Source organism: Streptomyces sp. NPDC087263, from assembly GCF_044744645.1.
In the GTDB taxonomy this organism is placed as follows: Bacteria; Actinomycetota; Actinomycetes; order Streptomycetales; family Streptomycetaceae; genus Streptomyces.
In genome coordinates, this window is the sequence record NZ_JBIUYT010000004.1 from 369,929 (window position 1) to 395,925 (window position 25,997).

The 25,997-nt window shown below is 70.2% G+C and carries 18 protein-coding genes and 1 pseudogene; 13 read left to right on the top strand and 6 right to left on the bottom strand.

Annotated elements, in window-relative coordinates; genetic code table 11:
• Positions 1 to 518: 518 nt before the first annotated feature.
• The 3 genes from ACIPC1_RS15040 to ACIPC1_RS15050 all read left to right on the top strand — a co-directional run bounded on the left by ACIPC1_RS15040 (position 519) and on the right by ACIPC1_RS15050 (position 3,799).
• Positions 519 to 2,390 (top strand): protein kinase, encoded by a 1,872-nt coding sequence (locus ACIPC1_RS15040; RefSeq protein ID WP_402516910.1) that lies wholly within the window; start codon positions 519 to 521, stop codon positions 2,388 to 2,390.
• 2 nt (positions 2,391 to 2,392) lie between these two features.
• Positions 2,393 to 2,797 (top strand): hypothetical protein, encoded by a 405-nt coding sequence (locus ACIPC1_RS15045; protein ID WP_402516912.1) that lies wholly within the window; start codon positions 2,393 to 2,395, stop codon positions 2,795 to 2,797.
• A 99-nt stretch (positions 2,798 to 2,896) separates the two neighbouring features.
• Complete coding sequence (locus ACIPC1_RS15050) at positions 2,897 to 3,799, top strand: helix-turn-helix transcriptional regulator (protein ID WP_402516913.1); 903 nt, start codon at positions 2,897 to 2,899, stop codon at positions 3,797 to 3,799.
• Between the two features lie 384 nt (positions 3,800 to 4,183).
• Here the strand turns inward: ACIPC1_RS15050 and ACIPC1_RS15055 are convergent, their stop codons facing one another.
• Positions 4,184 to 5,005, bottom strand: coding sequence for a hypothetical protein (locus tag ACIPC1_RS15055; protein ID WP_402516915.1), 822 nt, complete (start codon positions 5,003 to 5,005; stop codon positions 4,184 to 4,186).
• A 364-nt stretch (positions 5,006 to 5,369) separates the two neighbouring features.
• Here ACIPC1_RS15055 and ACIPC1_RS15060 point away from each other — a divergent pair, with 364 nt between their 5' ends.
• Positions 5,370 to 7,328: a serine/threonine-protein kinase gene (locus tag ACIPC1_RS15060; protein ID WP_402516916.1), complete on the top strand. Its 1,959-nt coding sequence runs from the start codon at positions 5,370 to 5,372 to the stop codon at positions 7,326 to 7,328.
• Positions 7,329 to 7,509: 181 nt separating this feature from the next.
• On the opposite strand, the gene ACIPC1_RS15065 is transcribed toward ACIPC1_RS15060, so the two are convergent.
• Positions 7,510 to 8,634, bottom strand: a complete 1,125-nt coding sequence (locus ACIPC1_RS15065; RefSeq protein WP_402516918.1) for a lysostaphin resistance A-like protein — start codon at positions 8,632 to 8,634, stop codon at positions 7,510 to 7,512.
• Between the two features lie 137 nt (positions 8,635 to 8,771).
• Between ACIPC1_RS15065 and ACIPC1_RS15070 the strand changes: the two genes are divergently transcribed.
• The gene (locus ACIPC1_RS15070; protein ID WP_402516921.1) at positions 8,772 to 11,141 is read left to right on the top strand and encodes a histidine kinase; all 2,370 of its coding nucleotides are present in this window, start codon (positions 8,772 to 8,774) and stop codon (positions 11,139 to 11,141) included.
• Positions 11,141 to 11,791, top strand: a complete 651-nt coding sequence (locus tag ACIPC1_RS15075; protein WP_402516923.1) for a response regulator — start codon at positions 11,141 to 11,143, stop codon at positions 11,789 to 11,791. Before ACIPC1_RS15070 ends, ACIPC1_RS15075 begins: the two co-directional genes overlap by 1 nt.
• A gap of 209 nt (positions 11,792 to 12,000) precedes the next feature.
• Here the strand turns inward: ACIPC1_RS15075 and ACIPC1_RS15080 are convergent, their stop codons facing one another.
• From ACIPC1_RS15080 to ACIPC1_RS15090, 3 genes are all read right to left on the bottom strand, one after another.
• Positions 12,001 to 14,154 carry a PQQ-binding-like beta-propeller repeat protein gene (locus tag ACIPC1_RS15080; protein ID WP_402516925.1) on the bottom strand — a complete coding sequence of 718 codons (2,154 nt, stop codon included), beginning with the start codon at positions 14,152 to 14,154 and terminating at the stop codon, positions 12,001 to 12,003.
• Between the two features lie 473 nt (positions 14,155 to 14,627).
• Positions 14,628 to 14,852 carry a hypothetical protein gene (locus ACIPC1_RS15085; RefSeq protein ID WP_402516927.1) on the bottom strand — a complete coding sequence of 75 codons (225 nt, stop codon included), beginning with the start codon at positions 14,850 to 14,852 and terminating at the stop codon, positions 14,628 to 14,630.
• Between the two features lie 209 nt (positions 14,853 to 15,061).
• Positions 15,062 to 15,613, bottom strand: a complete 552-nt coding sequence (locus ACIPC1_RS15090; protein ID WP_402516930.1) for a YcxB family protein — start codon at positions 15,611 to 15,613, stop codon at positions 15,062 to 15,064.
• Positions 15,614 to 15,739: 126 nt separating this feature from the next.
• Here ACIPC1_RS15090 and ACIPC1_RS15095 point away from each other — a divergent pair.
• Positions 15,740 to 15,952: pseudogene (locus tag ACIPC1_RS15095) on the top strand (VapC toxin family PIN domain ribonuclease); the annotation flags it as partial.
• Positions 15,953 to 16,797: 845 nt separating this feature from the next.
• Here ACIPC1_RS15095 and ACIPC1_RS15100 read toward each other — a convergent pair.
• On the bottom strand, positions 16,798 to 20,028 hold the full coding sequence (locus ACIPC1_RS15100; protein WP_402516932.1) for a BTAD domain-containing putative transcriptional regulator: 3,231 nt from the start codon (positions 20,026 to 20,028) through the stop codon (positions 16,798 to 16,800).
• 179 nt (positions 20,029 to 20,207) lie between these two features.
• On the opposite strand from ACIPC1_RS15100, the gene ACIPC1_RS15105 reads away from it, so the two are divergent.
• The 6 genes from ACIPC1_RS15105 to ACIPC1_RS15130 all read left to right on the top strand — a co-directional run bounded on the left by ACIPC1_RS15105 (position 20,208) and on the right by ACIPC1_RS15130 (position 25,392).
• The gene (locus ACIPC1_RS15105; RefSeq protein WP_402516934.1) at positions 20,208 to 20,537 is read left to right on the top strand and encodes a hypothetical protein; all 330 of its coding nucleotides are present in this window, start codon (positions 20,208 to 20,210) and stop codon (positions 20,535 to 20,537) included.
• Positions 20,538 to 21,086: 549 nt separating this feature from the next.
• Positions 21,087 to 21,308, top strand: a complete 222-nt coding sequence (locus ACIPC1_RS15110) for a type II toxin-antitoxin system VapB family antitoxin (RefSeq protein WP_172629543.1) — start codon at positions 21,087 to 21,089, stop codon at positions 21,306 to 21,308.
• Positions 21,305 to 21,715, top strand: coding sequence for a PIN domain-containing protein (locus ACIPC1_RS15115; RefSeq protein WP_402516935.1), 411 nt, complete (start codon positions 21,305 to 21,307; stop codon positions 21,713 to 21,715). Before ACIPC1_RS15110 ends, ACIPC1_RS15115 begins: the two co-directional genes overlap by 4 nt.
• A gap of 275 nt (positions 21,716 to 21,990) precedes the next feature.
• The gene (locus ACIPC1_RS15120; protein ID WP_402516938.1) at positions 21,991 to 22,398 is read left to right on the top strand and encodes a CU044_5270 family protein; all 408 of its coding nucleotides are present in this window, start codon (positions 21,991 to 21,993) and stop codon (positions 22,396 to 22,398) included.
• A gap of 154 nt (positions 22,399 to 22,552) precedes the next feature.
• Positions 22,553 to 23,752, top strand: coding sequence for an AAA family ATPase (locus tag ACIPC1_RS15125; protein WP_402516941.1), 1,200 nt, complete (start codon positions 22,553 to 22,555; stop codon positions 23,750 to 23,752).
• 20 nt (positions 23,753 to 23,772) lie between these two features.
• Positions 23,773 to 25,392 (top strand): VWA domain-containing protein, encoded by a 1,620-nt coding sequence (locus ACIPC1_RS15130; protein WP_402516943.1) that lies wholly within the window; start codon positions 23,773 to 23,775, stop codon positions 25,390 to 25,392.
• The last annotated feature ends 605 nt before the right edge of the window (positions 25,393 to 25,997 follow it).

The following is a 25,997-nucleotide window of genomic DNA, read 5'->3' on the forward strand; positions in this document are numbered from 1 at the left end:
GGATCCGGGCCCTGACTGAGCCAACACAGACCCCCCAATGGCGGCCGCACTCCTCATGGAACCGACCAACAGTCCTGGAGCCGCCCTGCGCCCTGCGCGCGGCACTCGGCCCGGCGCGCCTTGGACAGGGGCCGCTTCCGGGCCCGACGGCGGGCCGATGACGCCGATCCCGGCGCCGGACGGTGCACCGCTTCAGCCGTGCACCTACAGCCGCGCTCCGCGCTCTCGGTATCCACCGGGGCTGCGGGGACTCGCCGCTCTCCTCGTAGGCCCCTTTCGATGAACGACATCGATGAACGACATCGATGAACGACATCGATGAACGACATCGATGAACGACATGAGGGATATCGATGCGGGGGCGTCACCTGGCCAAAGCATGATCGCTCCCTTCGGGTGATGACAGCGCACTCCTCAACACGCCGTACCCGAGGGGCCGTTGGTCGTATGGTCGGTCGGCGGAGCCCTGTCGCGCCGTCGGCCCGATCGGTCCTGAAGCAGTGGAAAGGAACCCCACGGTGTCCGACACAGGACGGCTGATCGTCGGCCGCTACCGTGTCCTCGGCCGGATCGGCCGAGGCGGTATGGCCACCGTGTGGCGCGCCCACGACGATCTCCTCGGCCGCGAGGTCGCCGTCAAGAAGCTCCACCCCCAGCCGCATCTGGACGCCGACGAACTCGCCACCCTCTTCGAGCGCGCTCGCCGCGAGGCCCGCAGTGCCGCCCGGATCAGTCACCCCAATGTCGTTGTCGTCCACGATGTCGTGGAGGACGAGGGTCTGCCCATCATTGTGATGGAGTACGTGCCTTCGATCACCCTCGCCGACCGGATCAAGGCGCATGGCCCGGTCCCGCCCGAAGAGGCCGCCCGGATCGGCCGCGGTGTACTCGCCGCGTTACGGGCGGCGCACCGGGCCGGGGTCCTGCACCGGGACGTCAAGCCGGCGAACGTACTGCTCGCCGAGGGCGGCCGGGTGGTCCTCACCGACTTCGGCATCGCCCAGGCGGCCGAGACCTCGGCTCTCACCCGCACCGGCCAGTTGGTCGGGTCGGTCGATTTCATGGCCCCCGAGCGCCTTGTCGGCGGGCCGCCGGGCCCGGAGGCCGACCTGTGGGCGCTGGGCGCCACGCTGTTCCAGGCGGTGGACGGGCGTTCACCGTTCCTCCGGGACACCGTGACGGAGACGATGTACGCCATCGCCATGGAACCGGCTCCCGAGGTAAGGGCCGCCGGGCCGCTCACCTCACTGATCCAGGGTCTGCTCACGAGCAAACCGGCCGAGCGGCTGTCCGCCGAGGACGCCGAGCGCCTCCTGCGGGCGGTGGATGCCGACCCGCGACGAATACGGCGAGTGGGCTCCTCCACCACTCCGCCCGCCGCCCGTGCGGCGGCGGCCGCCACCGCTCCGGCTCCGGCTCCGGCTCCGGCTCTGGCTCCGGCTTCGGCGGCTGCGAAGCCGCAGTCGCGCTCGCAGCCGGAACAGGACTTGAAACCGGAACCGAACTCGAAGCCATCACGGGCCTCAAACTCATCACCGGCCTCGGAACCATCACCGAAGTCACCGCGCAGTCCACGCAAGGCATCCGCCGCCGACATGGAAGCCCCGGCAGCGGAACGCCCCCAGCCCGCCCCGACCGACTCACAGACGCCGCGTCCCTCCAGCGGCCGAACGGTCCGTTCGAAGAAGCTGCTCGTGCTCGCCGCAGTGGTCGCCACGGCGGCACTGATCACGACCGCGTTGCTGGTCAACACGATGACGGAGAAGGACACCAGCGACGTCACGGCGTCCGGCACGCTCCCGACCGACGGCACCACGCCGTCGCAGTCCACGGACACGCCGACAACCTCTTCCCTCTCCTCCTCACCGTCGAGCTCCACGAGTTCGGGCGGCACGTCGTCGACGGCGCACCCCCCGTCGCAGCAGTCGGCGACCAAGGCCGGACAGGAGGATTCCGCCCCCGAACCCGGAGACGAGAACCCGACCACCGACAGCGGATCCGGCTCATCGGACGCCCCCGCCACCGGCCAGACCCTGGTGGTCCCTGCCACGGAGAAGTGTCTGAGCGGCGGCGCCGGGACCGAGGGGATCCAGCTCATCCAGGCCACGTGCGACGGCTCCGCGACGCAGCGATGGCAGATCGGATCGGACGGGAGCTTCCGGTCGTCGGGGAAATGCATGACCGTGGCCGGAGGGGCCAGCGATGACCGGACCGAGATCCAACTGACTGGGTGCAGCGGCGACGCCAGCCAGCAATTCCACTTCTCCGGTGCGGAACTGCTGGGTGATCAGTCAAAGAAATGCGTCACCATTTTCGGGGGCACGAGCGGAACGGTGGTGGTCCTCTGGGAATGCAGCGGCTGGGACAACCAGACCTGGACGATTCGGTGACCATGACCATGACCATGACCATGACCATGACCACGGCCACGGCCAACGTCACCTCGGCCAACGTCACCTCGGCCCGACCCGCTGCACCGGCGGAGTACCGGCCGGACGGCCGGACGGCCGGACGGGGAGGTGCTTGCCACGGCCCGGCGATCTCCGAAGCCGCCGACACACAGGACGGCCCGCGCGTAACCCTGCCGGACGACGCCGCACGCTCGGCGGGCCGCCCCACCGAGCACGACGTCCATGTCGAACTACAGGTCTCGCCTCAAGTCCCGCACGTTTTAAGGGCGTTATTGGCGCCTCTCGGCGAGACCACCGCCGCGCGGCGGACCGTCACCTTCACGCGGGAGCACTGGGCAGCCATGCCCGACGCGTCCGGCGACGCTCTGTCGGGCGGCGCGCCCTAACCCGACACCGATGGCCAGAGCTCGACTCTGTGTAACGAATCCACTGTTCGGCCAAAGAAGCTTCGTGTCGTCCGCGGCGCCTGGACGACGATGACCCGCATGGCAACGATGAATCACTTCGGCATGGCTCTGCGCGGCTGGCGTGAGCGTATGTCACCGCTGGACAGCGGGCTGGAGGCAGGCGGGGAGCGGCGCATCCCTGGACTGCGCCGCGAAGAACTGGCCAGTTTGGCAGGCATATCGGTCGACTACCTGGTGCGGCTGGAACAGGGCCGCGCTCGCAACCCCTCGGCCCAGGTGGTCACCGCCCTGGCCAGAGCGCTGCGTCTCGACCCGTCCGAGCGTGACCACCTGTTTCGCTGCGCCTACCTTGCACCGCCCTCCGCCGGGAACGTCTCCAGGCACATGCCCATGAGTGTGCAGCGACTGGTACACGGATTAGGAGGGATTCCCGCCGGGGTCTTCGCCGCTGACTGGACCATCATCGGCTGGAACAAGATGTGGACGGCCGTAGTCGGCGATCCCAGTGCGTACGGCTGGGCCGAGCGCAATCTCGTCGCCGGGATGTTCCGGGCGGGAGCCGGCCGAGACCGGGATCCCATTGCGGCATGGCCCGTCCGGTCATGGAAGGGCAGCGAAGCGCAGGAGGAGGACCTCGTCGCCGACTTGCGTGTGACAGCGGCCGCCCATCCCCATGATGTACGTCTTTCCGCACTCGTCGAAGGCTTGCTTCGACGCAACCCGCGCTTCGCCCGTCTGTGGTTCAACGGCACCGCCGGTCCCTATGTCGGCGACCGCAAGACCATCGAGCATCCAGTGGTGGGTGACATCGCCCTCGACGTCGATGTCCTGATGCCTGCCGGCACCGGCCTCAGGATCATCACGTATGCGACTGCGGCCGAGACCACCGACGTAGAGAAGATGGATGCTCTACGTGCGGCTTGTCATCTGCCGCGAAACGGTCTGTCCCGTCCCGATTCAGAGATCTCCAGCCTCGACTGAAGATCGTGCCCCGGGCAGCCGGGCAGCCTGCCAGCCGGGCAGGAGGACGCAACGGCCGGCGGGCTGAGCGCCGACGAGCGCCACGCGCCGGCATGGCCGCGCGAGGTGCGGATCTGGGCGGCCTGCGGCCAGGCGACTTCTCGGGGAGTGGCGCGAACGCGCACTCTCAGCCTGGGAAGCGACGACGCTTGGGCGGTCATATTGCAGGTGACCTGCGGGGGTTCATCGTGTCGGTGTCGTCGTGCGGGTCCGTTCGCCCCGCTGTCGGCCGTGGTTGCCCGCTCCACGGGCACGCGGTGGGCACGGCTTCGAAGTACGACGGGGAGAGCGAGTGAGCGAGCCCCGTCGCCGCACCCCGTCGCCGCATTCCGGCCGGCCCGCGGCTCAGTGGTCGTCGGTGATGGTGGTCGCGATGCCGTTGCTGATCTCGACCTCGGCGGAGAAGCCCTTCTTGGCGGCCGTCTCCAGTTGGGCCTCGGTGCACTCGACGCCGCCCTCGCCGCCCGGTCCGGTGTTCACGGCGTCGCAGATGTCGTCGTAGCCCATGATCTTGGTGTCATCGGCGACGAGGAACTGCTGCTCGGTGCCCTTCATGTCGGAGACGGTGTACTTGCCCGGCGCCAGGTAGGACACGTTGCCGAACCAGGTTCCGTTGACACCCTTGCCCTGGTCGATGCCCTCGATGACCGACTCGTCGCCGCCGGAGGACGAGTCGGAGTCCGACCCGGAGGAGCCGGAACCGGAGTCGGCGTCCTGCTGGGCGGCGCGGCGCTCGGTCACCAGGGTCGCGGCGCCGTTCTTCATCTCCACGTCGGCGTTCACAGCACCCTTCTTGAGGGCCGCCTCCAACTGGTCCAGCGTGCACGGCGCATCCACCTTGGAGCCGGCCTGGCCGCATATGGTGCCGACGCCGTAGACCTCGGTGTCTTCGGCGACCCAGAACTGCTGGTCCTCCTTGCCCGGTACGGACACGATGTACTTGCCCGGGGCGAGATAGGTGACCTTGCCGCTCTTGAACGAGCCGCTGACGCCCTTGGAGCTCTTGGCGTCCGACGTATTCTCCGCGGCCGCCACCGGGCTTGCCGTGTCCGTCGGGCTCTTGCCGGACGAGCTGTTGTCCGTGCCGTTCTGGCATGCCGTCATCAGTAGTCCGGCGGTGAGCGTGGCGGTGGCGACGAGGGCCTGGCGCAGGTGGCGGTTCAGCACGGGAGATTCCTTCCGGAGGCGGGGTGGCAGGGAGCCGGCGACGTTTCCGCCCCTTCCCGCTCTGTGATCACTATGAGGAGGCCCAGCTCCCACAGGTCACGCCTGTCCTCGCTTCAGAACAGTGCGGTCACACAGCCGTGACACAGCAACACATCGGCGGTGAAAGCCGGTTGTCACCGTTGGCGGCGGTTGGAGGGGACCGGCGTGTGCTGTTCGGCGCGCTCCTCCTCATCCCGGCCCGGCGCGCTGTGGGGGTTCTGGGCGGGTCCGCGCGAAGTCCGGTGAAGCAGATCACTGCCAAGTCCATGCTGAGTACACTCCGTCACCTGTCAGGAGGGTCGGCTGTGGGGCGAGGGGTGGGGCGGTGCTGGTGACGCCGGAGGCCGGGGACAGGATCGCTGACCGGTATCTCTTGCAGGAGCCCATCGGCAGAGGCGGAATGGGCGTCGTCTGGCTGGCCTGGGACGAACGGCTCGAACGGCCGGTCGCGGTCAAGTGCGGGCGCCTGGACGACGATCGGGCCACCCGACGGCTCATGGGCGAGGCGCGCAATGCCGGGCGGCTGCACCACCCGAACATCGTGGGCGTCTTCGACTTCGTCGACGAGGGCGCCACTTGCTGGATCATCATGGAGTACGTCCCCTCGCGCAGCCTTGCGCAGATCGTGACGGAGAGCGGCCCGCTCACGCACGAGGAGGCCGGGTCGATCGGCTGCCAGATCGCGGCCGCGTTGGTGAAGTCCCACCACGCGGGCGTGGTGCACGGCGATGTGACGCCGGAGAACATCCTCGTCACCGGCGAAGGCATCGCGAGACTGACCGACTTCGGGATCTCGCGGGCCCTGTGGAGCGACGTCACACACAGCGCGCCGGGCAGTGTGCGCGGCAAACCCCGCTATCTGGCACCGGAGTTGGCCAAAGGGCAGCCCGCGGGGGAGAAGTCCGACGTGTTCTCCCTCGGCGCCTCCCTGTTCGCGGCGGTCGAGGGCCGGTCGCCGTACGGGGAGGCCGAACACCTCATGGCGTATCTGGCTCGGGCCGTCGAGGGACACATCGAGCCCATGCACAGGACCGGCCCGCTGGACGGGCCGCTCACCGAGCTGCTGGAGGTGGAGCCCCGGCGCCGGCCCGACGCCGCCAGGGCGCAGCAGCTCCTGACGCGCGCGGCGCCCCCGCCCCCGTACATCCAGGAGCAGTTGCACGACAGCCGTACGGGGGACCGCACGCTACGGCTGCCGCGACTCCTGCGCCGCGCTGGGGACTTCACGCCCTTCATGCTTCAACCGCCACAGCCCGTACGTCGACGACGCCGCCGCCAGCCCTTGGCGATCGCGGCAGTCGCGGTGGTCGCGGTGGGCGCGATGACGGCCGGTCTCGTCGTCTTCGGCCCGTGGGCCTCCAAGGACGATGGTGACAAGGGGAGTCGTACCGGCGCGGCCGACGCGAAACCGTCGGCCACGGCGCGGGCCGGCGCCATCGGCGACGAGCGCACGGCGGACCCCTGCGGGCTGCTCGACGCGGCTTCGCTGAGCCGCTTCGGCGACACCGCACTGGACCCTGACTACGGGGAGATCGACCGGTGCGACGTCCTGGTGCGCAACAACAGCGGTGACGACAACGCGGATGTTCAGGTCAACCTCGATTCGGACCGGGACGATTTCGACGACATCCAGTCCACCCGCCTGGTCGGCAGCCTCACCGTCGTGACGCTCAAGCGCGACGGGACGGCCTGCGCACGGGCCGTCCTGACCACCGACGGCAAGCAGGTCCGCGTCATCGGGAAGCAGTTCGACACCCCGTCGCCCGACCCCTGCGAGATGGCCGACGCCGCCACCGACCACGTGGTCGGCGTACTGGCCGAGGGCCCGGTGCCCCGGCGTTCGTCGTCGCCGGCCGCGGACTCCCTGGCCCGGCTCGACACCTGCACGCTGCTCGATGCCACCGAGCTCAAGCGGCTTCCCGGCGTCGAGGTGGACAACCGGGACCGTGGCTTCGGTTCCTGGGACTGCGACTGGTCGAGCGATGACAGCGACCGCGCGGTGGAGATCCAGTTCAGCCAGGACAACTCGCTGGACGCCGACGACGGAACGCCGGTGAACGTCGCGGGCACGAAGAGCTACTTCATCGCGGACGAGGCCGAGGACGACAGCTGCACCGTACGGACCCCGCACCGCACCTACACGGACCCGGTCGGCGACCGCACCACCGAACTCTTCCAGCTGACCGTGTACGCTCCGCAGCCGACCGGCCAACTGTGCGACACCGCCACGGAGTTCGCCGCCGTCGTCGTACAGAACATCGCAAAGCGACTGCCCCCGACGTGACATGACCGAGCCGGGGACGGCACGGAGGCACGGTCTCGGCGGAAGCCGTTACGGATACCTTGCGTACGCAACCCGGCAACCCGGCAGCCAGCAACCGGCAGCCAGCGGGAGGTTGTCCGTTCTTACCGGCACGTCTTACCGGCACGCCAAGGGCACGGCTGCGAAGAACGGGCTCTGCCCGTCAGCGCGACGTCCGGTCGGCGACACCGGGCGGAGGAGCGGAAGGAGCCGCCCCCAGGGGCCGATCCGGCGCGTCCGTGCGTTCGGTGCACGGGACCGGAACCGGAACCGGCACAGGGACGCAGGGGAGAGGGGCGTGAGCGGCGGGGACTTGGGGATACGCGGCGGAGAAGGGCAGCGGCGGCGGGGCCGGTGCCGGTGTCGGCGCGGGGACGGCGCGTGTCGGAGTGCGGCGGCGCGCCAGCCAGAGGACGGCCGCCGTGTACAGGGCGATGCCGGCCAGGTCGATGGCCACCAGCTGCCAGGGAGCGTCCGCGGCGGTGTCGTCGCTCTTCAGGCCGTCGACGACGGCGGCCGAGACACCGAAGGCCAGGAGGTTGTTCACGGCGTGCAGTCCGATCGCCGCCTCCAGGCCGCCGGTGCGTACGGTGAGCCAGCCCGCGGCCACCGCGAACACGGCCAGGTCGGCGAAGCCCCACGCGGTGCCCCAGCCGTGGGCGGCGGCGAACAGGACGGCCTGTGGCACGAGCGCCCACCAGGGGGAGCGAACGAAGCCGCCGACCGCCTGCGTGAGCCAGCCGCGGAAGACGTACTCCTCGGCGGCCGCCTGGAGCGGCACCAGGAGGACCAGCATGGCGAGGGCCGGGCCGAAGACCTCCCAGCCCGCCCACCGCGACGGCGTGGCGTCGTCCATGGGCAGCAGGAGCATGGCCCCGGCGGTCACGGCGAGGACCAGGAGGGCTGCCAGCACGCACAGTCCCAGCCAGCGCCACCGCAGTCCGCCGGTCACGGACGAGACCGTGCCTGCCGGGCGGCGGCCGGTCCAGCGCACCGCGAGCAGGACGACGGGCAGGGCGGAGGCGATCACCAACAGGTCGAGGGCGGTGCCTGTGACGGGACCGAACTCGACGGTTCCGTCGGGGGCTTCGGGGTACCCCCAGGCCGCTCCCAGGGCGAAACTGAGGCCGTAGAGCAGTGCGGCCACGAGCACGCACGCCACGGCCACGAACCCGGTGCCCAGCACGGGCCGCCACCATCGATGGCGTGCTGAGGCGCGGGCCATGCGGTGGTAGGGGAGCAGTTCGGGGAGGGGCGCGGGTACCGGTGCAGCGAGCGAAGTCGTCATGGAGACAAGCCTCGCCGCGGGCCTGATTCCCCACATCGGCCGCGGGCACGAACGGCGCCTCTGTCGGAGGGTAGAGAGCGGCCTCGTACCTGGGGCCGGTGTCGCGCCGCAGTACCCGGCCCTACGCTCGTGCCGAGATGGAGACGACACGCAACTGGCTGCTCCCCGCGCTGCTCGCGGCCGCCCAGATCGCCTGGCTGTGGCCGGGAGCCGGCTTGGCCGGCGCGGAGGTGCCCGGGGCGGCGGCACTTGTCGCGGTCCTGGGCGCGGTGGTCGCCGAGACGGCCGCGCTGGGCCGTCGACGGCAGGCGCCGGTCCGGGCCCTGGCCTGGTCCCTCGGCACTCTCCTGCTGGGCCAAGTGGCGTGGCAGGACGGCTACTCCGGGGCGGGTGCGCCTATCGCGCTGTATTCGGTCGCGGTCCGCTGTCCGGTGCCCGTGACCGTACGCGCGCTCGCCGCGGCCGTGGGCGTCGAGTGGTTCCTGTCGATCGTCCATGTCGGGGTCCGGCCCGCGCTCGCCTCGGAGTGGGTGCTCGGTGCGCTCCTGTACGCCGTCTGCGCGGGGCTCGGTGAGGCCCGACGGCAGTGGCTCAAGGGGCGGTCGCTCGCGGCCCGTCGGCTGGCCGGCGCGGAGGAGATCCGGCGGCGGGCGGGCGACACCGAACGGCGGCGGCTGGCCCGCGAACTGCACGACGTGAGCGCCCATCACCTGACCTCCGTCGTCATCACGGCCGACGCCGCGCGCAGACTCGGCGGCAGCAGGCCCGAGTTGACGGCCGAGGCGCTGTCGTTCGCCGAGCGCACCGGTACCGAGACCCTGACGGCGCTGCAACGGCTCGTCGGTCTGCTGCGCGCCGTCGACCGTTCGGATCCACGTCCGATGACCGCGCGTATCGAGGAACTCATCGCCGGATTCGGCCGGTTGGGGCGTCCGATCGATGCCGTGCTCCCCGCCGACCTGGCCGGTCCGGCGGCCGAGGCGGTCCACGGAATCGTCCGCGAGGCCCTGACCAACGCCTTGCGGTACGCCCCGGGCTCCGCCGCGCACGTGAGCGTCCTGCGCGGTGAGGGCGTCCTGGAACTGGGCGTCGACAACGCTCCTCCGCGCGGCGCGGCGCCGGACGGAGTCGGCGGCGTCGACGGCCTGGGGTCGGGACGAGGCGTCGCGGGGATGAAGGAGCGGGCCGCGGCCGTGGGCGGGGAACTGTCGGCCGGCCCCGCACCCGGCGGTGGCTGGCGGGTCCGGGCCACGCTGCCCGACGTCACGGGGCCGTGGGGTCCGCCCGAGGGCGCGGGTCGGCGTGACGTGCTGCGGGAGCAGCGGCTTGTCGACCCCGCGCTGGTGTGCACGGCGACGCTCCTTCCTCTGTTGCTCGCCCTGGTCACCGCGGAGGAGTGGACCGGCGCGAGCCTGTGGACCGCGGTGCCCGGCCTGCTCGTCGTGGCCGTGCTGCTGGCCGCGCACGCGGCGCCGCTGCTGTGGCGGCGGCGCGCTCCCTGGCCGGCGTTCCTCGGCGTGCTGGCCACGTCGTGGCTGTGGCCGGCGGCGGTCGTCGGGGTCGGCCTGCCGTCGCGGGTGTCCGAGTTCTTCGCCGGCGGAGCACTCGTGGAGCTGCTGGCGGTGTACGCGGTGGCGGTCTACGGCCGGGGAGCCGCCCGTACCTGGCCCGCGTGGTGTGCGGCGGCGGTCTCGCTCTCCGGGACCCTTGTCGCGACGGCGGGCGCGGACGGCGAGTTGTCGGGCGAGGACTTGATGGGGCCCGCCGCGGTGGTGATGTTCGTGCCGTTGGCCGTGGTGCTCGCCGTCGTGTTCGCCGGCCTGTGGGGTGCCGGGCTCGCCGTGCGGCGCCGACGGCTGCGGATCCTGGCCCAGGACGACTTCGCGCTGGCCGGCGCGCTGTGGCATGCGGAACGGGCCGCGGACGCCGAACGGCACCGGCTGGCGGCGAAGTTGCGCGACGCCGTCCTGCATCCCACAGCGGCACTGGTCGAACGGGCCCGGCAGGGGCGACTGGAGGAGGTTGCCGCCGGTGCCCGGTCGGCACTCGCCGCCATGCGTGAACTCCTGCACAGCCTGGGTGAGTCGGAGGACGGTGCCGGGCCAGGGCTCGCTCCGGCGCCCACCGCCGCGGACCTCGACACGCTGTGCCGGACCGTACGCGCGGCCGGTCGGGACGTGACGCTGCGGGGCCTGCCGGAGGCCGCACGGAATCTGCCGCCCGCTGTGACCCTGTCGGCGTACCGGATCGTGGAGGCGGCGCTCGGCGCGGGCGACCAGGGGCCGGCGCGGGTCACGCTACGCCGACGGCGGGACACCCTGCGCGTCACGGTGACGGGCGTACCGCTGGCCGTGAACGGCCCCGTGGCCGAACGCCTGAAGGTGCAGGTGGGGACACGGCCCGGACGTATCACTCTCGAACAGGCAGGTACCGTACGGGTGTTGCTGTCGACCCGGCCGAGTCCGCCGGAGTCCGTCCAGGAGGTGTTCCCGTCACCACACGCGTGATGGTCGTCGACGACCAGGCGGTGGTGCGCGCCGGATTGGCCGCCATCGTGGACGCCGAACCCGATCTGACGGTGGTCGCCGAGGCCGGTGACGGGGCGTCGGCGGTGTCGCTCGCCGCCACCGAGGCGCCCGACCTCGTCCTGATGGACATCCGCATGCCCGGCATGGACGGCCTCACCGCGACCCGTCTCATCACCGCGCAGGAGCGCCCGCCCCGAGTCCTCGTCCTGACCACCTTCGACCTCGACGCCTACGTGTACGAGGCGTTGCGCGCCGGAGCCTCGGGGTTCCTGCTCAAGGACGCCCTGCCCGAGGACCTGCTGTCCGCGATCCGCGTGGTCGCCACCGGAGAGGGCATCCTGGCCCCGACCGTGACCCGCCGGCTCATCGACACCTTCGCCCAGGGCGCCCCGCAGCCGCCGTCCGTGACGGGTGCGCTGTCCTCCCTCACGCCGCGCGAGAGGGAGGTCCTGCTGCACATCGCGTCAGGCCTGACGAACGCCGGGATCGCCTCCGCCCTCGGAGTGACCACGGGCACCGTGAAGACCCATGTGAACGCCCTGCTGTCCAAGCTGGGCCTGCGGGACCGGGTACAGGCCACGATCCTGGCCTACGAGAGCGGACTGGTCAGGCCGCGCGGAACAGCCTGAGCGCGGAAGCCACGCCCGGCCCCGCCCCGACTGAGGCACAGGCACAGGCACACGGATGGCACGCCGTCCCAAAACGCATCGGGGAGCGTGCCCCCTCGTCGGCGTTGCTGCGGTCGCGTGCGGACAGGGGGGACGGTGGTGGCAGGGGTGACGCTGCCGACAGGGGTGACGGTGGTGGTGCCAGTGGCGGCGTCAGACCTGTCGGCCGGTCAGGTGGGCCCGTCCGGACTCAGGGAGAAGGCCGTGTCGCCGGCCATCGCCACGATCGCGTCCTTGACGAGCAGCACTTGCGGCGGGGTGTTCTGCGCCTTGTCCCCGGGGTCGTCCAGTGCGGAGGTGCGCCATATTTCCGCTCCGGTGCGGCTGTCCAGTGCCAGCAGGCGGCCGAAGCGGTTGGAGAAATAGACCCGCTTGTACGTCGCCGACACCGCGGGCGCGGACAGGCTCTCCATGTCCGTCGCCTTCTGCCAGAGTTGCTTGCCGCTGTCCGCCGACACCGCGGTGACCGACCCGTTGGACCGGACGAAGTAGACGACGCCGTCCACAAGGGTGGCCGCGCCGGTCAGCGGACGTGCCAGCGGTATCCGTCTGACCTGCCCGGTTTCCGGGACCACTCGCAGCAGCGCGTTGTACGGCCGTTCGTACCCGGCCTCGTACACGTCCTTCGCGGTCTGGGGGGCGAGGAACACGGGTTGCCCGCTGACGGCACCGAGCGCTTCCGCCTTCTGGGGCAGTGCGGCGGTTTCGGTCATGCTGTCGGCTTCGAGCCTCATCAGCTCGACCGGGGCCTGGCCGGGCTCGGTGCCGGCCGAGCACAGGGCGTAAGGGACGCCTCCCAGCGCCGACGGAGTGCAGTACTCGTCCAGCGAGGGCGCCCGCCACAGTTCCTTCCCGGAAGGCCCGTAGGCGACGAACGACGAGTAGTCGGGGGAAAGGGTCAGCAGTCCGCCGTCGTACAGGACCGCGTCCTCGGACTTGCTGATGTCGCGTTGCCACCGCCGGTCCCCGGTACCGGCGTCGAGGGCCACTACGCGCCTGTTCGCATCGTCCGGATCCTCGTACACGTAGACCAGCCCGTCGCGGACGCCGATCGGTTGCGTCCCCTGAGGGCGGGTACCGGCCCGCCACACGGTGCGGCCGGAGGCCGGGTCGACCCTGGCGACCGTGACGCCCGTACCGCCACAGAACAGGGCGTTTCCCTCCGCCACGCACCCGGGGTTCTGGTAGTCGAGAGGGATACCCGTCACGTCGTACCGCAAGGCCGTGCGCCACGGCTGCCAGCCGTCGGGCAGCGACGCGGCACGGGTCGTCGTCGTGGCGGTGGCGGTGACGTCGGAGGCGGTGGTCGTGTCCCGGCCTGACAGGGAGACGCCCACCCCGACACTCAGCCCCGTGACGGCCAGCGCCGTGCCGAGGCCGACGAGCACCCTCCGGGCTCGGCGTCCCTTGCCGGTGCCGGTCGCGACGTCCGCAGAGGTGGTGGCCGCGCCCTGAGGAGTGGGGCGGGGCCGGGGCTTCGCGGACTCCCTGGCCGTCCGGGGCGCAGCGGAGTCGGAATCCGGCAGCGCCTGGAGCATGCGATGCAGATCCGCCAGTTCCGGCCGTGCGGCCGGGTCCTTGTCGAGGCAGCGCTCCACGATGCGCAGCAACGCTTTGGGTACGCCGTCGAGGTCCGGGGCCTCGTACATGACCTGATAGCCGGTCAGGTACGGGCTGTCGCCGTCGAACGGTCCTGTGCCGACGGCCGCGAACACCATCAGAGAACCCAGCGAGAACACGTCCGAGGCCGGGGTGACGTCCCGGGGAGAGGAGAGCTGTTCCGGCGACATGAAGGGCGGAGTGCCGATCATCCGCCCGGTCACGGTGAGTCTCTGGTTGTCGGCAGCACGCGATATGCCGAAGTCGATGACGCGCGGCCCGTCCTCGGTCATCAGGACGTTGGCCGGTTTGAGGTCCCGGTGCACCAGGCCCGCCCGGTGGATGTCGCGTAGCGCCTCGGTGAGCCCCAGCCCCAGCGCGCGCAGGTCCCGCGGGCTCAACGGGCCGTCCTTCTTCACGACTTCGGCAAGATTGAACCCCGGCACGTAGAGCGTCGCCATCCACGGCCGGTCGGCGTCCGGGTCCGCGTCCACGACAGGCGCGGTGAAGGCGCCGCTCACTCTGCGCGCCGCCACGATCTCCTGCCGGAAGCGCGTGCGGAACTCCTCCTCCTGGGCGTACGGCCCGTGCACGAGCTTGACCGCAACCTGCCGCCCCGAGGCGGAGACTCCCAGATAGACGACTCCCATGCCGCCCGCCCCGAGCCGATCGAGAAGGGTGTACCCACCTATGGACTCCGGGTCCCCGGTGCTCAGGGGCGTCATCGCCGATCATCCTTCCCAGCGCCTGCCTGCCTCACGGGGATCAGAGTAGGGCCTGCCACCCCGGAAGCGGAGCGGCGGCTGTCACGGATCGGTGCCCTGAGCCCCACGTGCCCACGTGCCCACGCCTCGCCCATGCCTCGCCCATGCCCCTGTGCCGTGCGACGTCGCATCCGTCCTAGGGGGGCTCCACTTGCGGCCGCCCAGAGGGTAGTTGTGCCAGGACGGCCAGGACGGCCAGGACGGCCAGGACAGGGAATGAGGCGGGGCCGCCACCACGAGGTCGCCGTCATTCCATTCGCCTTGGGGACGACGAAGGTGGCCCGGGTGAACAGAGGCGGATCGACGCACGCCCAGCCGATGTGGTCGGGTGGAGGTGGGTGAAGGCCACCGTTCCGATGCCGTTGGGCGACCGCCCGAGCAGGGCCAGACTGCCGCGCAGCGAGCCGCCGTGCACCACGCCCCGGTCGGGGTGGTCAGGGTCCTCCGGCTACCGCGCGCGGGCAGAACCCGGCGTCGATCAGCAGAGCCCGGGTGCCGTGCTCGGCGAGCAGGCCGCCGGTGTTGGCGACGAGTCGGCGGGTGTCGTTGAGGTAGGCGCCGTACCTGTTCCAGTGGCCGTCGACGGCCACTGGAAGGCTGCCGGCCGGCTTCAGCAGCATCACCCCGTCGGGCACATGGCTGACCTTCATCTCACCCACGCGCAGGGTGCACCGGACGGTTCCGGCGGGCGATGCCGTAGGCCGAAGGCCGAACACGAGACGGCTTACGCCGTGTCGGGAGGATCCGTGCCCAAGTCCCGCTGTTCCCCGTGAGGCCCCGCAGGTTCTGGCACGCGAATGGCACGACTCACCCCCTCTCGCACGAAGCTTCATGGGCGGAGGCTGGTCTCTCTCTTGACGTCTGAGCCTCAAAGCCGTTTCAGGTTGTGGTCCAGGATCGCCCGGAGCCGATCAACGTCCGCGGGATCCTGGGCTCCCCTCTTGGGCAGTACCGCGACTCCGGCCGCGCGGTCGCCGCACAGCAGCACGAAGAGTCCGGGTGTCTCCAGATACTCCCGGAACGCCGTCCACTCGATGGTGAGAGACGCCCGCTCGCCGGTGATGGCCGTGCCATGGTCGTCGGCCACCATGCGGCACTGCCCGTACGTCTCCATGACGCTGAACATTCGGCGGGCCATGGTGCGCAGCCCTCGTACAGCACCCCAGGACGTGGCTACCACAACGAGCACCAGCGTGATGATCAACACGGGCAGCGTGGCATCTTGGACGATCGAGAAGACGACCCCAGCGACTACCGCGATCAGCGGCCCCATAAGCAGCTGAGCCCGGGCCGCCGGCGACCGACGGGCTCGCGCACGGAGCGCCTCCTCGAAGTCCGCAGCCGTCAGCCGGTAGGTGAACTCCACCGCCGGACCACGGTCTGTGCCTTGTTGTGAGGAATCCCCGCCCTTGGTGTCCATGACAGGGATCCTAGCGAGGGCGCCTCGGCCGGATCGGGCCGCTCTGCCAAGATCGGCAGACGCCCCTGCTCCACTCCGAACCCGGTTGCCGTCAAGGCATAGGCCAACTGTGCGCAGTGGCCGCTCGAGATCACGCAAGACCACTTGGGCGCCGCGCAGTCCCTCCGAGTCCGCCACGGCGCGCTCGACCTGGACCTCGCCGACGCGGTGAACGTGGCGCTCGCCGCCGACTACGACACCGACGCGATCCTCACCGTCGACCGGCGGGACTTCCGGGCCGTACGGCCGTGGGGCCGTCACAAGGCGTTCCGGGTACTACCCGACGACCTCCCGCTCTGACACGAGATTCGGCTGTGGCCAAGCGCGCGCACCTGCAAGGGGCTTGGGTCCTGACTGTCGGAGCGTGATGCGGGAGCGTGCGGAGCCGTCATGGAACGGCGGGCTGAGTGCTCTCCCCGCGCGAACTCCCTTGATGGCCATGTGAAATCGCAGGTCAGCGACGTGCTGCACCGTGAACGAACTGCACCCGCAAGGCGCTCGTGCCCTCCGCGTGCCACATCCTCCGGCCCGGGGGTGCGGGCAAAACGCCGAAACGACCTCTCAATAGACAACCCCCAGGCCTATGACCTGGGGCTTCAAGAAGAGCGGGTGACGAGAACCGAACTCGCACTCTCAGCTTGGGAAGCTACGGCGCTTGGGCGGGCTCTGTAGCTCTGACCAGCACAGATGTCGTGCAAGTGCGGCGCCGCGAGGCCCGTCTCGCGCCCGTGTTGACCGTGGTTGTCCGCGCTTACGGGCACGGATTGGGCACGGATTGGGCGCGGCTTCGGCCCAGGCGGTTCGGCAGCTCTGCCTCGCCCTTGGCGAGATGCGCTGGGCGCACACCCGGCAAGGCGTGTGCGGCCGCCATTGCATGCGTATCCAGGTGGCGCAGTCTCCGGAAACCCCACGCTCGCTCACCGTCTCAGGGCGCCAACGAGAGGGGTACGAGCAGGTGTCGTGCCGACCAGGCGGCAGCGGTGCGGAACGTCGCCGCGATGATGGGCGCTCTGGCCGGCTCACAGACGCATCGGCTCTTGGTCGCGCAGTTCCAGGTCAGCCTTGCCTTCGAGGATGTGGATGAAGTCCTCCCTGGGGTGCTCGAACCAGCAGCGCTCGGACTTACGGGCCCAGCCGAGGAGACGTCACCGGCCGAGATCCTCGTACTCCGTCTCGGGTACGCCGATGTCCGAGAAGATGTCCCGTGCCTGTCGCCTCATCAGGTCGACGGTGGCGCTGTCGGTCTTCCGGTGGGCGCGGGCGAGTGCCATGAGGGTGCGGGCCTCGCCGAGTCGGTGGCCGGTCTCGCGGTGTACGGCGAGGGCCTCCTGGCCGAGCTCGACGGCTGTGCCATGTGCTTCCTCGGCCTCCGCCGTCTCGCACAGGGTTGTCAGTGCCTGGCCCTCCACCACGCGGAACGAGTGGGCGCGGGCCAGGGCCAGCGCCTGTTCGGCGTGGGTGCGGGCCTCGTCGTACCGGCCCGCTTCCTTGTAGGTGAGGGAGAGGCACAGGAGGCTGTCCGCTTCGGCCCGTCTGAATCGCGCCTCGCGGGCCAGGGCGAGAGCCTGCTCGCCGGACTGAAGAGCCCGGTCCATCTGTACCAGGCGTCGGTGGGCGGCGGCGATCGTGTTGAGGATGCTGGCCTGAACCCAGTGTCGTTTCGTCTCCTGGACCAGGGCGAAGGCTCGTTCGGCCTGTTCCAACCCTTCGCCGTGGTGGCCGAGTTCGACATTGATCTTCGCGAGGGCGTCGAGCATCATCGCCTGGCGGCCGTGGCGGTACGTGGCCCTCTTGTCGGAGGCCACCTCCGGGCCGAGGAGGTCGAGTCCGTCGGTGAGACGGCCGAGTTCCCAGTACACCCCTCCGAGGACCTGCAGGGCCGTGTCGGCGTCCCAGGAGCTGACCTTTGTCTCCAGGCCGACGGCACGTTCCAGGTGGTCCGCGGCCTCGTGCAGCCGGCCCAGATCCCGGCAGGTCAAACCCAGGCCGACCATGCCGAATCCTTCGAAGTGGCGATGTCCGATATCCCGGAAGATGCGCAGGCCGACGGTGAAATCGTCGTGCGCACTCTCGAGGCACGCCATGCTCCACCGCGTGAAGCCTCTGAGGCCGAGACCCGACGCTTCGCCCATCGTCCAACCGAGCTCCCGGCTGATGTCCAGTGCGCGTGTGGCGTGTTCCATCGCCTGTAGGACCTGCCCCCGGTCCCATCGTGCCGCCGCAACGCTGGAGTGCATCGCTGACTGGCCGAACATGTCCCCTTCGGTCTCGGCCGCGTCCAGTGCTGTCTGCGCGATGGTCCGCCAGGTCTTCCGTGGCAGATGGATCCAGAAGTCGCCGAACAGTGCGGAGGTCAGGTGCCAGGCGACGGGGCGAGGGCCGTGGTGGGCGGCATGGTTGATGACGGCGAGCAGATTCGCCCGTTCAGCATCCAGCCATTGTCCGGGCGCGTCGGCCGACGGCATGCCTGGGTGCCTGCCGGGACGGAGATTGTTGGGCAGCTCCGGAAAGAGTCCGGCCCCCGCGGTGGCGCGGGTGGCGTTCAGGAACCAGACCAGGAGCCGTTCCAGGGCGGCTTTGCGGTCCGACGCCTCCTCCTCCACCAGCGCACACTCCTGTGCGTACTCGCGGAGGAGATCGTGGAAACGGTAACGCCCCACCGTCGCGGGTTCGATCAGGTGGGCTGAGGCCAGTGCACCGATCAGCCGCCGGGCCTGCGGCAGTGGCGCATCCAGGAGCGCCGCCGCGATCTCGGCGGTGAACTCCGCCCCCGGAAACAGGCCGAGCAGGCGGAACAGCCGGCGTGCGCCGGGTACCAGGACCCGGTACGACACCGAAAAGGCCATACGTAAAGGAGAGTTGGCGTCACCGTCCGACTCCAGTGCTTCCAGCCGGTTGCCCTCGGCCATCTCGGCGACGAGGTCGGCCGTCCGCAGGGCCGGATCGCCCGCGAGCCTGGCGGCGGCCACGCGCAGGGCCAGGGGGAGGCTGCCGCAGAGCCGGATCAGTTCTCCCACCGCGTGTGCGTCGTCGACCCGGTCCGTGCCGAGGGTCCGGCGCAGCAGTGCGCGGGCCTCGTCAGGCTGGAGGAGACCCAGGGGCAGGGCGTGGGCGCCGTCGTGGGCGACGAGGTCGCCGAGCCGGTTGCGGCTGGTGACGAGGACGCGGCAGGTCGGGCTGCCGGGCAGCAGTGGTCGTACCTGATCGGCGGAGGCCGCGTTGTCCAGCAGGACGAGCATGCGCCGGTCGGCCAGCAGGGTACGGAACACGCGGCTCTGGGCCTCGTGGTGCGGCGGGATCTCCGACGCCGCGAGCCCCAGGCTGCGGAGCAGCAGTTCAAGGGCCTCGCCGGGTTCGAGGGGCTGCCGGTCGTGGTCGAAGCCGTGCAGGTTGATGTAGAGCTGACCGTCCGGGAAGCGGTCGCGGACCTGGTGTGCCCAGTGCACGGCCAGCGCGGTCTTGCCGATACCGGCCGCACCGCCGATGGCGGAGATGACCACGGTGCTCGCTGTCCCCTGCACCCGCTCGGGCGCAAGCAGCGAGTGGAGTCGGTCGAGTTCGCCGGTGCGGCCGGCGAAACCCGGAGTGTCGTGCGGGAGTTCGGCGGGCACGGCGCTCTCGCGCGGTGCGGAGAGCACCGACGGGGGCGGACGCAGAAGGAATGCGTCGTCCTGGTGCAGTACCGCTTCGTGTACCCGGCGCAGTTCCTCACCGGGATCGGTTCCGAGCTCGTCACGCAGTCGTACGCGCAGGTCTTCGTAGGTTCTGAACGCTTCCGCCTGACGTCCGCGGCCGTACAGGGCCCGCATGCGCAAGGCCGTCAGCGACTCGTCGTAGCGGTCAGCCGCCGAAGACGCCGACAGTCCGCTCAGGTCGTCGAGGGCATCGCCGAACCGGCCAAGCAGAACGAGGCACTTGAGCCACTCCAGCCGAAACGTCCGTCTGCGTTCCTCCAGCCGCTGCCGCTCCTCCAGCGCGAAGGGGCCCGGCAGCCCGGCCAGGGGCTCGCCTCGGAACAGCCTTATGGCTGCGGAGAGTTGGCCCGCGGCGCCGGCCAGGTCGCCCGACGCGACGGTGCGCAGCGCCTCGTCGACCCGTTCCTCCAGATCCGCCGTATCGAGCCTGACCTCCTCGACGACGAAGCGGTACCAGCCCTTGCCGCTGCGGATCACCGACTCCGCGGGCGGGGTGCCTTCCGGATCGAGCACCCTGCGCAGCGAGTTGACGTGAGTGGGCAGCACCTTGCGGCCGCCTGCGGGAGGCTCCTCGCCCCACACCGTGTCGAGCAGCCGCTCATGACTCACCACGGACCCTTGGCGCAGCAGCAGAGCGGCCAGCACGGCTTGCCGCTTGATCGGCCCCAGCTTCAGCGGCACCCCGCCCCGCCATGCCCGTAAAGGTCCAAGCACTTCGAACCGCAGCAGCTGAGGAGATCCCTCGTCCACCCCGAAGCCTCCGCTCCCCTAAGTCATCGGAATTTCATCAGAATTGCAGCACTCCCAGCCATGGTGAGGGACACGACATCGCACAACCCGCACAACCGAAGGGGGTCCCTGTGACCGAAGTGGAGTTCGTGGCCACCGCGTTGGCCATGGGGGCGGCGGCCGGACTCACCGCCACCTCGCGAGGAGTCGTCCGCGGCCTCCACGCCGAGCTGAGGGAGGCGGTCCGCCGACGATTGTCCGGTGGCGGCGACGGCGGGCGGGGCGGATACGGCGTACGGGTTCTGTACGCCTACGAGACGGACCCAGATGTGTGGCGAACCCGGCTGCTCCAGGTGCTGGCCTCCGAGCTGGAGACGGACGAGGAGATCCTCGGGGCGGCCCGCGCAGTGCTCCGCGCGGAAAGAAGGAAAGGGCACATCACCGCGGTCGTCGGTCAATGACGGAGTGGGCGACCTTTCTGGCCATGCTGTTGGGCGCGGGTATCGCCATGGCGGTCTCGCTACTGGTGGAAGCCCGCAGGGACCACCGTGAGCTGGGGCGGGAGGCCGGCAGACACACATACGACATCACGTGTGGCCGGCGCAGGACCCGACCGCAGCTGCGACTCCACATGGAGCTCTACGCGGGCAAGGGAGCCGACGGACTCGTCTTCCTGTGGCGAAGCGACGGCGCGTCGGCGGATTCTACGGCTTTGACCTGCGCAGATACCTTCTCTCCGAGGTGGGCGTCAGGGTCGGATCGCACCGCTGTTGACCGTGGTTGTCTGCACTCATGGGCGCTCATGGGCACGGGCGCCACCAGCGGCCGGGTCACACGTGAGCGCGACGCCTTGCACTGACTGGATCGCATCGCATCGCATCGCCTCGCGGACCGATCTCGGGTGTCCGTCGCGACAGCACATGCCGGGATCCGACACACAGCCGTGGACCTGCGAATGTTGGTGACGTATTCTTCCACATACATCACCAACATTGTGTGGGAGGTGCGGTATGTCTGTGACCCAGATCGACATCGACGACGACGCTCTGGAACGCGCCATGGCTCTGTCCAAGGTCAGGACCAAGAAGGAGGCGGTCAATCTCGCTCTGCACTTCTACGCCGAGCAGCAGGAGCGTGCGGCGCGCATCAGCCGTCACTTCGAGCGTGCGCGTGAGTGGGGTGCCGTCGAGGACGCCGAGCGTCTGCACCGGGCGGAGAAGCACAGTCGGTGATCTACTTGCTCGACACGTCCGGCCTGGTCCGGCTGCTCCGCGACCCGAAACTGCAATCGGCCTGGTACGACGCGATTGATGCCGGAGCCATCGCATCCTGCTACGCGCAGCGCGCCGAGTTCCTGTACGGCGCCCGAAACGGACGCGAGTACGACGAGATCGCGGAAATGTTCACCGACCTTTACCCCGACGCCTCCGTGCCCAAGAACGCGGGGCGCTGGATCAGCGCGGTGCAACACCGTATGGCCCAGGCCGGGGAGCATCGCAGTGCCTCGGCGGTGGACCTCATCATCGCCGCCACAGCGGCCCACCACGGCCTGGCTGTCCTCCACGACGATGCCGACTATGGCGCGATCGCCCGGCACGCATCCGACCTGACCGAGCACAACGTCCACGACATCGCCTGACCCGGGCCCCCGGGCTGTCCGACGTCAGGCGAAGGTGGTGATCAAAGAGCGAGCGGAAGTCACGAGGGATACGAGTCCGGGGGCGCCCTCGCATGTGGCCAGGATCTGTCCCAGCGTGCTGCTCGCCACGGAGCGGCCACCGGTGTCGTCGAGGCGTTGCTGGGCGGCGGGATCGAGAAGGAAGACGCACTGCCGCTAGTCGTCGAGGCGGCCTTGCTCGGCCGCCAGTTGCTGGCGGATGCGGTCCAGCAGGGTGGTGAATTCCTTCTCACGACATGAGGCTGAGCCCCGACCCCAACGTCCCCACATTCCGTGAGCTTCAGGCGCTGCCCACAGACCCCGATGCGCTGCTGGAGAAGATCTACGCCGGCACGGAGGGGGAGGGGCAGACCAAGGAGAGCGCGGCGCTGGAGAAGATCGGCGACATGCTGCCCGACGCCACGCTCCTGCCCGAACTGGACGCCGCGCTCTACCGCGTGGCCGCGAAGATCCCGGGCGTCTCGGTCGTCACCGACGCCCAGGACTACGCCGGCCGCTCCGGCATCGGCCTGAGTTTCCAGGAGCGCGAGGGCCGCACTGTCTGGGTCTTCGACAAGAAGTCCCTCGACTTCCTGGGCTCGGCGGACGAGGCGCTGCTGGATGTCGGGGTCGCGGACAAGGCAGGCGAGACGCCGGCCGCATGACTCCCCGTTCAGGGCACGCCATGGGCACGACGCCATGACGCGGACGAGTCCCGGAGTGGCCGCCAGTACCCTCGGCTACCTTGCACCTCGTCGTAGCCTCGCAGGAAGAACCGTCTCGTCAGCCCAACAGGGCATCAGAGGCTAGGAGTTGACAATGGGCGAGCCGGGCGCGCAGGACACGGCCACGAGGCTGCGGGCGATCAGCGACGAGTTGTCGGACCGCTTCTACGAACGCGCCGACGTGGTGCGGACTTTGATCGTGACGCTGCTGGCCGGGCAGCACTCGCTGGTGCTCGGCCCGCCGGGCACGGCCAAGTCCGAGCTGGCCAGGGAACTCACGGGCCGGTTCGAGGGAGCGGCCTACTGGGAGATCCTCCTGTCGAAGTTCACCGCGCCGACGAGGATGTTCGGCCCCATCGACGTCGCGGCACTGGCCCGGGGCGAGTACCGCCAGGTGTACGAAGGCCGCGCCACGACCGCGCACATCGCGTTCATCGACGAGATCTTCAAGTGCTCCACGGCAGCGCTGAACGAGACCTTGGGCTTTCTCAACGAGCGGATCTACCACCCCGAGAGCGGCGGCGAGCCGATCCCCTGCCCCCTCATCGGCGCCATCACGGCGAGCAACGAACTGCCCAGCGGGGACGATACGGCCGCGATCTACGACCGGCTGCTGGTGCGGATCGAGGTCGGATACCTGGAAGACCCATCGAACTTCGCCGCGCTGGTCCGCTCCGCCGTCAGCCGCCCGGCGGCACCGACACGGACCACCGTCGAACTGGCCGCGTTGCAGCACGCCGTGACCGAAGCCGTCCCGGCCGTGGACGTACCCGACGTGATCGTGGATGCGGTGTGCACCCTGCGGGCCGCCCTGCGCCGCAAGGAACTCGTCGCCTCCGACCGCCGCTGGCGGCAGGCGGTGGGCCTGCTCCAGGCGTCCGCGTACCTCGACGGCCGTCCGGCGGTCGCCGAGACCGACCTGTCGGTGCTGACCCATGTGCTGTGGGACTCCCCCGCCGAACGCCCGACCGTCGAGCGCGAGGTGCTGCACCTGGTCAACCCCGATGGCAAGGAGGCACTCGACCTGGCCGACACCATTGATGAACTGGAGGCCCAGCTCGACGCCATGGCTGGGCAGTCCCGCGAGGCGCTGAGCGAGTGGGTCATCAAGAAGGCCCACAACCAGCTCGCCATGGCGGGGAAGCGGCTGGAGAAGCTGCGCGAGGAGGCGGCGGGCGCCGGCCGCACCACCGCCGCCATCGACCGGGTCACCGGCCGCCAGCGCGCCGTCCGCGCCCGCGTTCTCACCGAGGCGCTCGGGATGGACGCGAGCATGGTTCAGGCGCAGCTTTGAACGCCGGGGGATCAGGACCCATGGACGGGACACGGGGCAGGCTCGACGAACTGGCGAGCCGGGCCGGAAAGTGGCTGGGCGGATCCGCCGCCTCATCCGAGCAGCACACCACGGCCGTGGTCGCGGACCGGTTCGACCGGCTCACCTGGCAGGACACCTATGGGCAGTCGGCCGGACTGCGGGACCTGGCCGAGGAGTTGAATCAGCACTACGACCACACCGCCGATCTCCTGACCGACGCGTTCCTGGCCGCCTACAAGGTCAGACCGCGGTTGCGTGAGCGCGAGGACATGGACCCCTCCAGACTGGTCGATCACCAGGTCATCACCTCACTGGTGGAGTCACCGGAGTTCGCCGAGCTGCACCGGGAGACGGCCGGCGACCCCTACGCCGCCGCCATGGCCGTGCTCGCCCAGGCCGCCGCGCTGCGCCGGATACTGGAGCGCTCCCGGGATGCCCAGGAACAGGCCGAGCAGGCGAAGAAGGCCCGGCAGGCCGCCGAAGGTGCGGCGGCCGCCGTGAGCGAGGCGCTCCAGGAGGCCGCCGATGAGGCCGACGAGGACGGCACCGTGCCGTCCCCCGCCGGCGATGCCGTACAACAGGCGATCGAGGCCGCCGAAGCAGCCGAGGTCACCGCGCGGCAGGCCGCCCGGGCTGCCGCGCAGGCCCTCACGGCAGCGACTCCCGGCATCCGCGCCGTCGCGCGGAACGCGGCGGCAAAGGCAGCCGAGGGCGCACGGCAGGAGACCGCGCTGATGCGGGCATGGGGAGTCGGTCCCGGCGAGCTGGAGCGGATGCCGTTCGACCAGCGGGCCCGGCTCGCCGAGCGGCTGCGGACCAGCCGTCTCGCCGAGTGGGCCGAACTGATCGGCCGTTTCCGGCAGATGGCCGCCGGTGAACGCGCCCACAAGGTCGAGAACGCCACCGGAGAACTGGTCGGCGTCACCCTCGGCAACGACCTCTCCCGCGTCATCCCCTCCGAACTGGCCAACCTCGGCCTGCCCGCCCTGCGCGCGGTGTTCGCCGCGCGCTACGCCGCCGGGGAGCTGATGCTCTACGACAGCCAGGGAGAGCAGACCACCGGCCAGGGCGCGATCATCGCGTGCGTGGACACCTCGCACTCCATGTACGAAGCAGGGCCCGGCGGAGTCACCCGGGAGGCGTGGGCCAAGGCGTGCGCCCTGGCGCTGCTGGACCAGGCCCGCGACGCGGGCCGTGACTTCGTCGGCATCCTGTTCTCCGCCGCGGACAAGCTCCAGGTCTTCCGCTTCCCGGCCGACCGGCCCGCCGGCATCGCCCAGGTCCTCGACTTCGCGGAGACCTTCCTCGGCGGCGGCACCAGCTACCAGAGGCCGCTGTCAGCGGCCGGCGAACTGCTGGAGGAGGAGTTCGACGACGCCGCCCGCATGCGCGGCGACATCGTGATGCTCACCGACGACGACTGCGGCGTCACCGAGAAATGGATGCGCGGCTGGAACGAGGCCAAGCACCGGCTGGGCTTCCGCGTCTTCGGCGTGGCCATCGGCGCCCCGCGCGTCGCCGAAGGCGACTCGGTCCTGGACGCCCTGTGCGACAACCTGCGCTCCATCGAGGACTTCACCGACGTCCACGCAGCCGCCGACCTCTTCCGCGTGATCTGACGCGGGCCGCCTCCCCGGCGACGTGGTGGTACGTGGCTCCAGCCGGGCCTTGGGTGGCAGAGACTGCTCCGCTGCTGACCGCAGTACACGTTCTCCCGACCGGGGCGATCGAATGTGGGAGCGCTGATACCGCGACAACCTTCCTTGGCCAAGAAGACCCCGCAGGACTGGGACATCCTGGAGCAGGAGCTGTTCTCGGCCGGCGTACGTCCTGCCGAGGTGGAAGCCGGATCGCGGCGCCTTCTGGCTGAAGCCCGTGGGCATCAACTGGCTGAAGCGTGCTAGCAGTACGGGCTGGCGCAGAAGAATGTGGCGGCTCTCGTGGGGGTGAGCATTGCTCGTGTCGTCGCCCACTGTGTCGAGGCACTCGGCGGCCGACTGGATTCGGTTGCCGACTTCGGTGACCGAACAGTGCGTGTGCCGGTGAGCGGTGGTCAGAGCAACGCGGCAGCGCCGTCCGCCCCAAGGACTTGGGATGACGCTGTGCGTCGAACCCTCCAACAGCGTTCTTCGGGGAACGGCAGGCTGAGAGCCTCCCCTACTCGAATCTCACCACGCATCGCACAAAGGCGCTGGTCAGCGGTGAACTGGAGCACGATGAGTGC